Here is a 13,744-nt window from a genome sequence, read left to right as displayed (position 1 = left end):
CCGCCGAGCGTGCACTCAGTTCGATAATCGGCTCCCAAATTCGGTCTGAGTACACGCTCGTCGAGCCTGCGCCGCGCGAACCCTCCCGACGACGCCGCCTTCGGTGTCCTCGGCGGTGACCCGAACGACGACCCAACCCAGCTCCGTCACGTCTTCCAGTCGATGGATGTCCTTGTTGAACTGTCGACGGTCGGTTCGATGCTGGTCGCCGTCGTACTCAACCGCGAGTTTTACGTCCTCCCAACCCATGTCGAGGACCGCGATGAGTTGGCCATACTCGTCGTGGACGGGGATCTGGGTCTGCGGCCGCGGGAAGCCGGCTCGGATCAGAAGCAGTCGGAGCCAGGTCTCACGAGGAGACTCCGCACCCGCGTCGACGAGTTGCAGCGCGCGGCGAGCCTGCCGGATGCCGCGCCGTCCCTTGTAGCGCTCCGCGAGCAGATCGATGTCGGCAGGCTTGAGATTCGCCGCGCGGGCCAATGCGTCGATCGCCGCAACCGCCTTCTCGAAGGGATATCGACAGGCGATGTCGAGCGCCGTTCGAGCGGGAGTTGTAACGAGCATCCCTGCGATCGTCTGGACCTCGTCGTCGCCGAGAGAGTCCGACCAAGTCTCGATGCCGCGCGGCGGCCGCCGATAGTCGTACAACAATTCCGCCGGAGCCCGGCCGTCTATCCACCTGGTCCCATGTAACGCCGCCGCGGAGCGGCCGCCGACTATGCCGCGGCGCCGGGACCACAACCACGCAGCGCGTGCCCGGACTGTCGGGGTGATCTCGGCATCGGTCGCAAGGTAGACATCGGGATACATGCACCGAAATATGCTGTGCAGTGCGTACTTCCGGAGGTGGCCCGAGTTGACCGCCTCGCTACCGATAAATGGCGCGTCCATCGGAGCAGTGTGCGGATCAGCTCCGACAAGCCCGCCGAGCGTGCAGTCAGATCGAAAACCTGGCCCGAATTTCGTGCTGAGTGCACGTTCGGCGCAACAGCAAAAGGCGAGTCAGCGGTTTTTGAACTGCGGGGCGCGCTTCTCCTTGAACGCCAACGGGCCTTCCTTGGCGTCCTCGGAGAGGAACACCCCGATGCCCAGCTTGGTGTCGATCTTGAACGCATCGTTCTCGTGCAGACCTTCGGTCTCGCGAATGGCGCGCAGGATCGCCTGCACCGCGAGCGGTCCGTTGTTGGCAATCACGTCGGCAATCTCGAGCGCTTTGTCCAGCGCGCTGCCGTCGGGAACGACGTAGCCGATGAGGCCGTACGACAGCGCCTCGGCGGCGGTGATGTGCCGTCCGGTCAGCAGCAGATCGGCGGCGATCGTGTACGGGATCTGCCGCACGAGGCGAACCGCGGAGCCGCCCATCGGGTACAGGCTCCATTTGGCCTCGGAGATGCCGAACTTGGCACTCTCGCCGGCGATGCGAATGTCGGTGCCCTGCAGGATCTCGGTGCCGCCGGCAATCGCCGGTCCCTCGACGGCCGCGATCAGCGGCTTGGTCAGTCGCCGGCCCTTGAGTAGCGCGTCGATGCGCGACGGGTCGTAACTGCCGTCCTTGAACGAATCGCCCGGTGGTTTGGCGGTCGCGGCCTTGAGGTCCATGCCCGCACAGAAGTAGCCGCCGGCGCCGGTCAGGATGCAGCAGCGGATGTCCGGATCGTTGTCGACGCGGTCCCAGGCCTCCACCATGATCGAGAGCATCTCGGTGGAAAGTGCGTTGCGGGCCTCGGGGCGGTTCAGCGTCAGGATCAAAGTGTGTCCGCGCTGCTCAATGAGGGCGTCAGCCTTCTTTTCTACCTCGCTCACGGGTGATTGCCTTCCTGCGTTTCGGCCTGAAACTTGTCAGGAAATGTAACACGTTCTAATTTAGGGTCCGTGGCCCTGAATATTGCCGACTTGGCGGAGCACGCCATCGATGCCGTCCCTGACCGCGTAGCCCTGATCTGCGGTGGGGAACAACTGACCTACGCCCAGCTCGAGGAGAAGGCGAATCGCCTCGCGCACTACCTGCAGGAGCAGGGCGTCAAGAAGGACGACAAGGTCGGCCTGTACTGCCGCAACCGCATCGAGATAGTCATCGCGATGGTCGGCATCGTCAAGGCCGGCGCGATCCTGGTCAACATCAACTACCGCTACGTCGAGGGCGAACTGCGCTACCTGTTCGAGAACTCCGACATGGTCGCCCTGGTGCACGAGCGGCAGTACTCCGAGCGCGTCGCCAACGTGCTGCCGGACACCCCGAACGTCAAGACGGTCCTGGTCGTCGAGGACGGGAGCGACGCCGACTACTCGGGCTACGGCGGCGTCGAGTTCTACTCCGCGATCGCGAACAGCTCGTCCGAGCGCGACTTCGCTCCTCGCAGCGCCGACGACATCTACCTGCTTTACACCGGCGGCACCACCGGATTTCCAAAGGGCGTGATGTGGCGCCATGAGGACATCTACCGCGTGCTGTTCGGTGGAACCGACTTCGCCACAGGCGAATTCATCAAAGACGAGTACGACCTGGCCAAGGGCGCGGCGGCCAACCCGCCGATGGTGCGGCATCCGATTCCGCCGATGATCCACGGCGCCACCCAGTCGGCCACCTGGATGTCGATCTTCTCCGGTCAAACAACGGTTCTCGCACCGGAATTCAATGCCGACGAGGTGTGGCGCACGATCCACGACCACAAGGTGAACCTGTTGTTCTTTACCGGCGACGCGATGGCGCGGCCGCTGCTGGACGCTTTGTTGGCGCACCAGGACAAGGGGAACGAGTACGATCTGTCGTCGCTGTTCCTGCTCGCCTCGACCGCCGCGCTGTTCTCGCCGAGCATCAAAGAGAAATTCCTCGAGTTGCTGCCCAACCGAGTGATCACCGACTCAATTGGCTCCTCGGAGACCGGGTTTGGTGGCACCAGCATCGTCGCCAAGGACGCCCCGCACGCCGGCGGACCGCGGGTGACGATCGACCACAAGACCGTTGTCCTCGACGACGACGGCAACGAGGTCAAGCCGGGCTCCGGTGTCCGCGGCTTCCTCGCCAAGAAGGGCAACATTCCCGTCGGCTACTACAAGGACGAGAAGAAGACCGCCGAGACGTTCCAGACCATCAACGGCGTCCGCTACGCGATACCGGGCGACTTCGCCACAGTCGAAGAGGACGGCAGTGTCACGATGCTGGGCCGCGGTTCGGTGTCGATCAACAGCGGCGGCGAGAAGATCTACCCCGAAGAGGTCGAGGCCGCACTGAAGGGTCACCCGGACGTGTTCGACGCGCTGGTTGTCGGCGTACCCGACCCGCGCTACGGCCAGCACGTCGCGGCCGTCGTGCAGGCCCGTCCCGGTGCGCGGCCCGCGTTGTCCGACCTGGACTCGTTCGTCCGCGCCGAGATCGCGGGATACAAAGTGCCGCGCAGCCTTTGGCTGGTCGACGAGGTGAAGCGCTCGCCGGCGGGCAAGCCGGACTACCGCTGGGCCAAGGAGCAGACCGAGGCTCGGCCGGCCGACGACGTGCACGCGGCGCACGCGACCGCTTGACCGACTTCATCAAGAGTCACGCCGGAGCGCCGGAGGGCTTCTTCGCGTGTGAAGCAGCTGGGCTGCAATGGCTTTCGGCTGCCGACGGTGGGGTGCCGTGCGTGCCGGTGGTCGCGGTGGACGCGACGAGCCTCACGCTGCAGCGGCTCGAGTCGACGTCGCCGAGCGCGGACGCCGCGTTCGAATTCGGCAGTCGGTTAGCCGTCACCCACGACGCCGGGGCTGCGGGCTTCGGCGCCGGCCCCGACGGTTGGGACGGCCCCGGCTTCTTCGGACCGCTCACTCAGCCGTTGCCGATGTCGCTTCGGCCGCAGGCGGAGTGGGGCCGGTTTTACGCCGACGAACGCCTCGCTCCGATGGCCGAGATGGCCGCACCCCGTCTACCCGGTGCGACGCGTGACGCTGTCGGCGCCGTCGCGGAGCGTTGTCGCGCCGGTGATTTCGACGACGGCGATGCTCCGGCCCGGCTGCACGGCGACCTGTGGGGCGGCAACGTGATGTGGACACCCGACGGTGTCGTGCTGATCGACCCGGCGGCCCATGGCGGGCACCGCGAGAACGACCTGGCCCTGCTTGCCTTGTTCGGCTGCCCGCACTACGACGAGATCGTCGACGGCTATCAGAGCGTGCATCCGCTGCAATCGGACTGGCGCGCCCGCCTCGGGTTGCATCAGCTCTATGCGTTGCTTGCACACGTGGTGCTGTTCGGCGGTGGGCACGCGCAGCGGACTCAGATCTGTGCGAACTCTGCGTTGGCGCTGTGAGCTGCCGGGATGGTCGGTTCTCGGAAACTTTTTCCAGCTGACGAAGACCTATTTCGAATGGCCGAAACAGCAACGAATTCGCTACTCACGGCGGTTATCTTTGCGACGGCCGGGACGCCGTGGACGGGGGGTTTCGGCGCCCATGGTCCTGCCGACCCTCCATCGGCAGGAGAAGGACCCCGCACAATCCCTCCGTGCGGGGTCCTTCTTTGTCTCTAGAGTCGAGGCGTGAATGGTGCGCAGGCTCTGATCAAGACCTTGGTGGACGGTGGCGTCGACGTATGTTTCGCCAACCCGGGGACGTCGGAGATGCACTTCGTCGCCGCGCTGGACTCCGTCCCACGAATGCGCGGCGTGCTGACCCTGTTCGAGGGCATCGCGACGGGCGCCGCCGACGGCTATGCGCGCATCGCCGACCGGCCCGCCGCGGTCCTGCTGCACCTGGGCCCCGGACTGGGCAACGGGCTGGCCAACCTGCACAACGCCCGTCGTGCGCGCGTCCCGATGGTGGTCGTCGTGGGCGACCACGCGACCTACCACAAGAAATACGACGCCCCACTGGAATCCGACATCGACGCGCTCGCCGGCAGTGTCTCGGGATGGGTGCGCCGGACCGGCGACAGCGCCGACGTTGCCGCCGACGCCGCCGAGGCGATAGCGGAAACGTCTGCAAGAAAACAGATCTCGACGCTGATCTTGCCGGCCGACTCGTCTTGGAATGACGGGGCTGACATCAGACCGTCGCCGGCGCGGAATTCCGGAGCACCGGACGTCGACTCGGACGCCGTCGAATCGGCTGTGGCCGCGCTGCGGTCCGGCCAACCGGCCGTGTTGCTGATCGGAGGCGACGCGACCCGCGGGATCGGCCTCGTCGCCGGTGCGCGGATCGCCGAGGCCACCGGAAGTCGTTGGTACTGCGAGACCTTCCCGGCCCGACTGGAACGCGGCGCCGGCGTGCCGGCGGTCGAGCGGATCCCGTATTTCGCCGAAGCCGTTGTCGCCCAACTCGAGGGCACCAAGCACCTGATCCTGGCCGGCGCGCCGTCACCGGTGTCGTTCTTCGCTTATCCCGGCAAGCCCAGTGACCTGGTGCCGGAAGGTTGCCAAGTCCATGTTCTCGCCGGGCCGCAGGGGGCCGCAGCGGCATTGGCCGCAGTGGCGGACGAGGTCGCACCGGACGTCGAGGCCAGGGTCGCCGAACTGTCGCGCCCGCCGTTACCGACCGGAGATCTGACGGCGGTGACCGTCGCCGCGGTGGTGGGAGCGCTGTTGCCGGACAACGCAATTGTCGTCGACGAGTCGAACACGTCCAGTCTCCCGCTGGCAGCCGCAACCACCGGTGCGCCCGCTCACGACTGGTTGACACTGACCGGCGGCGCGATCGGCTACGGCATACCGGCGGCCGTCGGGGCCGCCGTCGCTGCGCCCGACCGTCCCGTGCTGTGCCTCGAGTCCGACGGCTCGGCGATGTACACGATTTCGGGCCTGTGGACCCAGGCGCGCGAGAACCTCGACGTCACGACCGTCGTCTACAACAACGCCGCCTACGACATTCTCCGGCTCGAACTACAACGAGTAGGCGCTGGCGTGGCGCCCGGGCCCAAGGCCAAAGACCTGCTCGACTTATCCCGGCCGACAATGGATTTCGTCAAGATGGCCGAAGGCATGGGAATTCCGGCCCGGCGTGCGACCACGGTCGACGACTTCGCCGACGCGCTGCGGGCTGCTTTCGACGAACCCGGACCGCATCTGATCGAGGCCATCGTCCCGTCACTGACGGGCTAGGCGCTCGAGAGCCCACTTCGCCATGGTGTCGATCATCTCGACCCCGATGTCGTATCCGCGGTCCAGCACGGCAGCCAGCGCAATCCCGGCAACGCCGGACCCGTGCGGCACGATGCCGAATTGACGAACCAGATAGTCTTCGCCGCGGCTCGGACCCCAACCGCCCTTGGCGGCAAAGCCTCTGGCGGCCAGGCCCCAGGTGTGCTCTTCGCAGAGCGCGCCCATCAGTTCGAGCACCCGCGCGCTCCCGGCGACGCCGCCGAGGCCCGCGGCGAACCGCGCCTGATCTAGCAAGGACCACTGTGTCTGGCCGAATGGGGTGTATCCCGGGCGGAGCCGTCGGGATTCGACGACGGTGTTGGCGTCACCGGCTTCACGGATCACGGCCTGAACTTGCAACGCCGCGTCGTCGCCCAATGCCGACCAGAGTTCCTCGGCGACGGCGTTGTCCGAATGAGTGATCGCCGCATCGATGGGCACGGAGACACCGGCACGCAACGCGGCGATCGCCAACGGCACCTTGATGGTCGACCAGGCGACGCCCGACGACCATCCTCTCGTCGAAAACGTTGTCCCGTCCGCGAATACGATCGCCATCCCCGTGTCGACGCTCACCGGGGGATCGGCACCACCCGGTCGTCGCAGTCGAGACCCTCGGCCGACAACTGTCGCTTGAGCACCTTGAAAGTCGCTGTGCGAGGCAAATTGTCGCTGATCCGCACATACGACGGCCATTGCTTGGGGCCGAGGTCGGATTGTTCGGCGAGAAACGCGCGAAACGCGCCGACGTCGAATTCGGCGTCGGACGCCAGTACCACAGCGGCCATCGCCTGGTCGCCGACTGCAGGGTCGGGAATCGCGTACACGGCAACTTCTGTGATGTCCGGATGACGGGCCAGCACCCGCTCGATCGGTGCGGTGCCGAGGTTTTCGCCGTCGACCCGCAGCCAGTCTCCCAGACGTCCGGCGAAATAGGCGTAGCCGGCCTCGTCGCGGTAGGCGAGGTCGCCGCTGTGGTACATGCCGCCGGCCATTCGCGCAGCATTGGCCTCGTCGTCGTTGTAGTAACCTTCGAAACGTCCTGCGCCGGTGACGTTTACCAGCTCACCGGCGACCCCGACCGGGCATGGTTCGCCGGTGTCGACGTCGAGAATCCGCACCTCGTCGGGCAGCGGACCCAACGCACCGGGCGGCGTGTCCGGTGTCCGTCCGATGGCGATGCCACCTTCGGTCGACCCGAAGCCGTCGACCACCCGGCAGCCGAATCTGATCGCGAACCGCTCGATGTCGGCGGGCGCGCCCTCGTTGCCGTACACCGCCCGCAGTGGGTTGTCGGCGTCGTCCGGGCCCTCGGGTGTCGCCAACACGTAAGACAGCGGCTTGCCGACGTAATTCGCATAGGTGGCGCCGTAGCGGCGGATATCCGGTAGGAAGCCCGACGCGGAGAACTTGCGCCGCAACACCATTGAGCCGCGACAGGCCAGTGCAACCGCCCAGCCCACCAGTACGGCGTTGGAGTGGAACAGCGGCATCGACGCGTAACAGACGTCAGCCGGGCCGAGGCTGAAGCGGTCGGACATCGTTGCGCCGGCGATCGCCACCTTGCCGTGGCTGCACATCACGGCTTTCGGATTGCCGCTCGTGCCCGAGGTGAAGATCAGCATGAACAGGTCGTCGGGAGACGCGTCCTGAAATCGCACCTCGGCGTTGCTGTGTGTCGACACCTCGGCCGCCCACTCCACGGAGTCGACGTTGATGTGGTCGATATCGCCCAGCGTGACAGCCGATTTCGAATCCGCCAGCACCAGTTGGCAGTCCGCGTGCGCGATGTCGCGGACCAAGGCATCCCCCCGACGCACCGGGTTGAGTCCGACCGGAATGAGTCCCGTCATCCCGGCCGCGACCAGGACTGTCGAGAAGAACGGAGTGTTCTCTAGCAGCACACCGACATGCGGCGGCTTGCTCGGATCCAGCCGAGCGCGCAGAGCCGCCGCGACCGCGGCGCCCCGCCGAAAATGGTCGCGCCAGCTGACGAACGAGTCCTCGAAGGAGATACCTCGGTCGTCGATGTCGACCAGCGGCCGAAGCAGGTCGACGACCGTAGGTAACGAGTCCACGGCTAGGCGGGGGTATCCGCCAGTTCGCGGCCGATCTTCAGTAGCTGGCCAGTCGCTCCGCCCACGGCGAACTCGGTTTGCTTGGCGGCCAGGAAATATCGGTGCACCGGATGGTCGGTGTCGATGCCGACCCCACCGTGGATGTGGACGATGCTATGCGCGACGCGGTGTCCGGCGTCGGCCGCCCAGAACGCCGCCGTCGCCACCTCGGTCTCGGCGGGCAGGTCCTCGCTGAGCCGCCACGCAGCCTGGGTCAGTGTCAGCCGCAGACCCTTGACGTCGATGTAGCCGTCCGCCAGTCGCTGGCCGACCGCCTGGAAGCTACCGATCGGACGATCGAATTGCTCACGCTCACGGGCATATTCGGCGGTCAACTGCAGGCCGCGTTCGAGCACGCCGAGTTGAAACGCGCTGTGCCCGAGCACACCCAGCGTCGTGATCCAGTTGACGACATCACCGTCACCGACCACCCGGCCGGCGGCAAGCTCGACACCGTCGAGCCTCAGGTGCCCGATACTACCCAGCCCGGTGGTGTCCAAGGCAGTCACCGTCACCCCCGGGTCGTTCGCGGCGACCAGGAAAACCGAAGTACCCGAGTCGGTTTCGGCGGGCACCAGGAAAGCGTCGGCGACCGGGCCGTAGGCGATCTGGGTGCGGGTCCCGGTCAGCTTGTGGCCATCCCCGGACGAAGTGGCCCGAACCGGCCCATCGCCCATCTCGCCGTCCAGTGCGACGGCCAGGATCTTCGAACCCGCCACCGCCGGGGCACCCCACTCCTTTTGCAGCTCGGCCGGGCCGAAGCGGGCCAGCGCGCCAGCCGCCAGCACAATCGACTCCAGGTAGGGGACCGCGGCCAATTGCCGGCCGAGGCCGACCAGCACGGCCGCCTCTTCGAGGACGCCAAACCCGCCGCCGCCCAGCGATTCCGGCGCTGCAGTGGACAGGATGTCTGCGTCGGCAAGCTTGCCCCAGAGCTCGCGGTCGAACCGCTGCTCGAGGCCGTCGAGCTTGCGCTGATGCTCGGGGGTGCACACCGCGTCGACGATGGTGGTAACCAGGCCGCCGAGATCCTGCGCGGCTTCGGTAGTCGAGAAGTCCATGGGTAGACCAGCTTTCGTTAGCGGTTGGCTCGGGGAAGGCCGAGTGCCACCATGCCGATGATGTCGCGTTGCACCTCGTTGGTACCGCCGCCGAAGGTCAGGATCAGGCACGCGCGGTGCATCCGCTCGACCCGGCCGCGCAGTAGCGCGCCCGGGGAATCCTGTCGCACGGTCGCCGCGGTGCCCAGCACCTCCATCAGCAGCCGGTAAGCCTCGGTGGCGAACTCGGTGCCGAACACCTTGGCCGCCGAGGCGTCCGCGGGTGACGGCGCGTCCGACTCCGCCGACGCCAGCTCCCAGTTGATCAACTTGAGCACTTCGACCTTGGCGTGCACGCGGGCCAGGTTGAGCTGCACCCACTCCGAGTCGATCAACCGTGCGCCGGTGTGGTCCTTGGTGTTCTGTGCCCATTCGCGAACCTGGTTGAGCGCCATGATGATCGGCATCGGCGACACCAGCGCGACGCGCTCGTGGTTGAGCTGATTGGTCACCAGCTTCCACCCGGCGTTCTCCTCGCCGACCCGGTTCGCGACCGGGATGCGGACGTCCTGGTAGTAGGTGGCGCTCGTGTCGACACCCGACATGGTGTGCACCGGCGTCCAGGAGAAACCCTCGGCGGTCGTCGGCATGATCAGCATCGAGATGCCGCGGTGCTTTTTTGCTTCCTGGTTGGTGCGGACCGCGAGCCAGACGTAGTCGGCGTAGGCGATCAGGCTGGTCCACATCTTCTGGCCGTTGACCACGTAGTCATCGCCGTCGCGCACCGCGGTCGTCCGCAGGTTCGCGAGATCGGTGCCGGCACCTGGCTCGGAGTAGCCGATCGAGAAATGCAGGTCGCCCGCCGCAATCTTGGGCAGGAAGAACTTCTTCTGCTCCTCGGACCCGAAATGCATGATCGTCGGCGCGACGCTGTTGATGGTCAGGAACGGCACGGGTGCGCCGGCGATCGCGGCCTCGTCGGTGAAGATCAGCGACTCCATCGGAGTGCGGTCCTGTCCGCCGAACTCCTTGGGCCAGTTCAGGGTGAGCCAGCCGTCCGTGCCCATTTGCTTGACGGTCTCGCGGTAGACGTTGCCCTCGCCGACCTCGCCGGAGGTCGAGCTCAGCGCCTCGCGCCGCTCCGGGGTGATCAGCTTGGTGAAATAGGAGCGCAGCTCGCGCCGCAGCTCTTCCTGCTCCGGGGTGTAACTGATGCGCATTCCGGCCGCCCTCCGATAGTCGTTGAGTTCTGCGGCAGCCTGCATCATCGGCTACCCATTCGCTTGACTGGTTGTAACACGTTCTAGTCTGAGGGTCCAGCGACCATTCCCCTGGACGCGACCGGCACGGGTCGTATGGTGGGCATACCGTTTCCAAGCCACAGTCCAGGCTTGCGTCTAAGGAGGTTCCTCGTGCGGGTGAAAGTCGACCATGACCGGTGTGAAGGCAACGCGGTGTGCTTGGGAATCGCGCCGGATATCTTCGACCTCGATGACGAGGATTACGCGGTGGTGAAGACCGACCCGGTGCCCGCGGATCTAGAGGCTGCGGCGGAGCAGTCGATCGCCGAATGCCCGCGTGCCGCCCTGCTACGAGAAGACTAGAGGTATTCGTAAATTGACTACGCCCAATAACCCGGCCAGCACGAACGCGACCGATCTGTCCGGCAAAGTCGCGGTGGTCACCGGCGCGGCCGCGGGGCTGGGGCGGGCCGAGGCCATCGGACTGGCCCGCACCGGCGCGACCATCGTCGTCAACGACATCAAGGCCGCCTTGGACGCCTCCGACGTGATCGACGAGATCACCGGCACCGGCGCCAAAGCCATCGCGGTCGCGGGCGACATCAGTCAGCGCGAGACGGCCGACGAATTGATCAGCACCGCCGACGGATTGGGCGGGCTGGGCATCGTCGTGAACAACGCGGGCATCACCCGCGACCGGATGCTGTTCAACATGTCCGACGAGGAATGGGACGCGGTGATCGCCGTGCACCTGCGCGGCCACTTCCTGCTGACCCGCAACGCGGCGACGTACTGGCGATCGAAGGCCAAAGACAACGGCGGGTCGGTCTACGGCCGCATCATCAACACGTCGTCGGAGGCGGGTCTGGTGGGGCCGGTCGGGCAGGCCAACTACGGCGCTGCGAAGGCCGGCATCTCCGCGTTGACCCTGACCGCGGCGCGTGCGCTGGGCCGGTACGGGGTGTGCGCCAACGCCATCGCGCCGCGCGCTCGCACCGCGATGACGGCCGATGTCTTCGGTGACGCACCCGAGGTGGCCGACGGCGAGATCGATCCGCTGTCGCCCGAGCACGTGGTGACCCTGGTGCGATTCCTGGCATCGCCGGCGGCCAAGGACGTCAACGGCCAGGTCTTCATCGTCTATGGACCGCAGGTGACGTTGGTCGCGGCGCCGACGGTCGAGCACCGCTTCGAGGCCGGTGCCGACGCCTGGGAACCGGCGAAGCTCAGCGACGAACTGGCGGGCTACTTTGCCGGCCGCGACCCGGAGCGCAACTTCGCGGCCACTGCCTTGATGGAGTGATCCACCGGGCCGCGGACGCCGCATATCGAATCGAAATCAACTAGAACACGTTTCAGAATGACTTGCGTCACAAACGCTCTGACCTGCTAAATTACTGACATTTGTCAAATTTTGTCGTTCTTTGACACTCCGAACGTGTTCTAGTTACGATTGGCCGGCTCACGCGGACGCCGACGGCTCGACATCAAGCTATGGCGGCGCAATCGGGGACACAAGGGCTTCGCTGTCGAATGCGGTGGAACCCCGCGCGAGAAGGGAACCAGGTTGTTCGAACAGCTTGCGGTTCCGGCTCGGGCCGTGGGCGGGTTCGTCGAGATGGCCCTGGAGACTTTTCGCAAGACCTTTGCGCGGCCGTTCCAGTTCCGCGAGTTTCTCGACCAGACTTGGATGATCGCCAGCGTCTCGCTGGTGCCCACCCTGTTGGTGGCCATCCCGTTCACCGTTCTGGTCGCCTTCACGCTCAACATCCTTCTTCGTGAGATCGGCGCCGCCGACCTGTCGGGCGCGGGCACCGCGTTCGGAACCATCACTCAGCTCGGACCCGTCGTCACGGTGTTGGTGGTGGCCGGTGCCGGTGCCACCGCGATCTGTGCCGATCTCGGAGCGCGCACCATCCGCGAGGAGATCGACGCGATGCGCGTGCTGGGCATCGACCCGATTCAGCGCCTGGTCGTGCCGAGGGTGCTGGCGTCGACGTTCGTCGCACTGCTTCTCAACGGTCTGGTCTCGGCAATCGGCATCGCCGGCGGCTACGTCTTCTCGGTGCTGCTGCAGGGCGTCAACCCGGGCGCATTCGTCAACGGCCTGACCGTGCTGACTCACCTCGGCGAGTTGATTCTCTCGGAGGTCAAGGCTCTGCTGTTCGGCGTCGTCGCGGGACTGGTCGGCTGCTACCGCGGGCTGACGGTCAAGGGTGGCCCGAAGGGCGTTGGCGTGGCGGTCAACGAGACCGTCGTCTACGCGTTCATCTGTCTGTTCGTCATCAACGTCATCATGACGGCGATCGGCGTTCGAGTGTTGGCCCGGTAACGCGATGAGTCGCGACATCGACGATGCAGAGCGCAGCGATGGGGAGGAGTGGCGCCCATGAGCTACGACGCCTCCCTACGGGTCCGCCGCTTCTTCCATCGGTTCGCCGGGCCCGTCGACAATTTCGGCGAGCAAGCATTGTTCTACGGCGAGTCGATGCGCTACATCCCGAATGCGCTCACCCGCTACCGCAAAGAGACGATCCGGTTGATCGCCGAAATGACCATGGGCACTGGCGCATTGGTCCTGATCGGTGGAACCGTCGGCGTCGCAGCGTTTTTGACCCTGGCATCGGGTGGCGTGATCGCGGTGCAGGGCTACGAGTCGCTGGGCAACATCGGTATCGAGGCGCTGACCGGATTCCTGTCGGCGTTCCTCAACGTCCGCATCGTCGCTCCAGTCGTTGCGGGAATTGCGTTGGCCGCCACCATCGGTGCCGGCACCACGGCCCAGTTGGGGGCCATGCGGGTGGCTGAGGAAATCGACGCGATCGAGTCGATGGCGGTGCACTCGGTGTCCTACTTGGTGTCGACGCGGCTGATCGCGGGGTTGATCGCGATCGTTCCGCTGTATTCCCTTGCGGTACTGGCGTCTTTCTTCGCCGCGCGCTTCACCACGGTTTTCATCAACGGGCAGTCGGCCGGTCTGTACGACCACTACTTCAGCACCTTCCTGATCCCCACCGATCTGCTCTGGTCGTTCCTGCAGGCAATCGTGATGTCGATCGGAGTGATGCTGATTCATACGTACTACGGCTACAACGCATCTGGCGGTCCGGTGGGTGTCGGCCTGGCGGTCGGTCAGGCGGTCCGCACGTCGCTGATCGTTGTCGTGGTCATTACTTTGTTCATCTCGCTGGCCGTATACGGCGCGTCCGGTAATTTCAACCTCTCCGGGTAAGGGGGAC

The 13,744-nt window shown here is 65.8% G+C and carries 13 protein-coding genes; 7 read left to right on the top strand and 6 right to left on the bottom strand.

What is annotated here, in order from left to right; translation table 11 throughout:
* Positions 1 to 15: 15 nt before the first annotated feature.
* Both PT015_RS15270 and PT015_RS15265 read right to left on the bottom strand, forming a co-directional pair.
* Entirely contained in the window at positions 16 to 891 is an 876-nt protein-coding gene (locus tag PT015_RS15270; protein ID WP_285185506.1) for a hypothetical protein, read from the bottom strand.
* Positions 892 to 1,002: 111 nt separating this feature from the next.
* Positions 1,003 to 1,803: a crotonase/enoyl-CoA hydratase family protein gene (locus tag PT015_RS15265; protein WP_285185505.1), complete on the bottom strand. Its 801-nt coding sequence runs from the start codon at positions 1,801 to 1,803 to the stop codon at positions 1,003 to 1,005.
* Positions 1,804 to 1,836: 33 nt separating this feature from the next.
* Here PT015_RS15265 and PT015_RS15260 point away from each other — a divergent pair, with 33 nt between their 5' ends.
* From PT015_RS15260 to PT015_RS15250, 3 genes are all read left to right on the top strand, one after another.
* Positions 1,837 to 3,519 carry an acyl-CoA synthetase gene (locus PT015_RS15260; RefSeq protein ID WP_285185504.1) on the top strand — a complete coding sequence of 561 codons (1,683 nt, stop codon included), beginning with the start codon at positions 1,837 to 1,839 and terminating at the stop codon, positions 3,517 to 3,519.
* Positions 3,516 to 4,283: a fructosamine kinase family protein gene (locus PT015_RS15255; protein ID WP_285185503.1), complete on the top strand. Its 768-nt coding sequence runs from the start codon at positions 3,516 to 3,518 to the stop codon at positions 4,281 to 4,283. Before PT015_RS15260 ends, PT015_RS15255 begins: the two co-directional genes overlap by 4 nt.
* A 228-nt stretch (positions 4,284 to 4,511) precedes the next feature.
* The gene (locus PT015_RS15250) at positions 4,512 to 6,068 is read left to right on the top strand and encodes an acetolactate synthase large subunit (RefSeq protein ID WP_285185501.1); all 1,557 of its coding nucleotides are present in this window, start codon (positions 4,512 to 4,514) and stop codon (positions 6,066 to 6,068) included.
* On the opposite strand, the gene PT015_RS15245 is transcribed toward PT015_RS15250, so the two are convergent.
* Genes PT015_RS15245 through PT015_RS15230 form a run of 4 tightly spaced genes read right to left on the bottom strand, consistent with a single transcriptional unit; the run spans position 6,054 to position 10,484 of the window.
* Entirely contained in the window at positions 6,054 to 6,665 is a 612-nt protein-coding gene (locus PT015_RS15245) for a hypothetical protein (protein WP_390888025.1), read from the bottom strand. The two genes, PT015_RS15250 and PT015_RS15245, sit on opposite strands and share 15 nt — an antisense overlap.
* A 14-nt stretch (positions 6,666 to 6,679) precedes the next feature.
* Positions 6,680 to 8,185: a long-chain-fatty-acid--CoA ligase FadD17 gene (gene fadD17, locus PT015_RS15240; RefSeq protein ID WP_285185499.1), complete on the bottom strand. Its 1,506-nt coding sequence runs from the start codon at positions 8,183 to 8,185 to the stop codon at positions 6,680 to 6,682.
* A gap of 2 nt (positions 8,186 to 8,187) precedes the next feature.
* Positions 8,188 to 9,285 carry an acyl-CoA dehydrogenase family protein gene (locus PT015_RS15235; RefSeq protein WP_285185498.1) on the bottom strand — a complete coding sequence of 366 codons (1,098 nt, stop codon included), beginning with the start codon at positions 9,283 to 9,285 and terminating at the stop codon, positions 8,188 to 8,190.
* A 17-nt stretch (positions 9,286 to 9,302) separates the two neighbouring features.
* Entirely contained in the window at positions 9,303 to 10,484 is a 1,182-nt protein-coding gene (locus PT015_RS15230; protein ID WP_285191128.1) for an acyl-CoA dehydrogenase family protein, read from the bottom strand.
* Between the two features lie 192 nt (positions 10,485 to 10,676).
* On the opposite strand from PT015_RS15230, the gene PT015_RS15225 reads away from it, so the two are divergent.
* The 4 genes from PT015_RS15225 to PT015_RS15210 all read left to right on the top strand — a co-directional run bounded on the left by PT015_RS15225 (position 10,677) and on the right by PT015_RS15210 (position 13,737).
* Positions 10,677 to 10,868: a ferredoxin gene (locus PT015_RS15225; protein WP_285185497.1), complete on the top strand. Its 192-nt coding sequence runs from the start codon at positions 10,677 to 10,679 to the stop codon at positions 10,866 to 10,868.
* 4 nt (positions 10,869 to 10,872) lie between these two features.
* The gene (locus tag PT015_RS15220) at positions 10,873 to 11,808 is read left to right on the top strand and encodes a 3-oxoacyl-ACP reductase (RefSeq protein WP_285191127.1); all 936 of its coding nucleotides are present in this window, start codon (positions 10,873 to 10,875) and stop codon (positions 11,806 to 11,808) included.
* A gap of 264 nt (positions 11,809 to 12,072) precedes the next feature.
* Positions 12,073 to 12,837 carry an MlaE family ABC transporter permease gene (locus tag PT015_RS15215; protein WP_285185496.1) on the top strand — a complete coding sequence of 255 codons (765 nt, stop codon included), beginning with the start codon at positions 12,073 to 12,075 and terminating at the stop codon, positions 12,835 to 12,837.
* A 57-nt stretch (positions 12,838 to 12,894) separates the two neighbouring features.
* Positions 12,895 to 13,737, top strand: coding sequence for an MlaE family ABC transporter permease (locus PT015_RS15210; protein WP_285185495.1), 843 nt, complete (start codon positions 12,895 to 12,897; stop codon positions 13,735 to 13,737).
* Positions 13,738 to 13,744: the final 7 nt, after the last annotated feature.

It is taken from the genome of Candidatus Mycobacterium wuenschmannii (genome assembly GCF_030252325.1).
Taxonomy (GTDB): Bacteria; Actinomycetota; Actinomycetes; order Mycobacteriales; family Mycobacteriaceae; genus Mycobacterium; species Mycobacterium wuenschmannii.
This window is presented reverse-complemented; position numbering and strand designations above follow the sequence as displayed.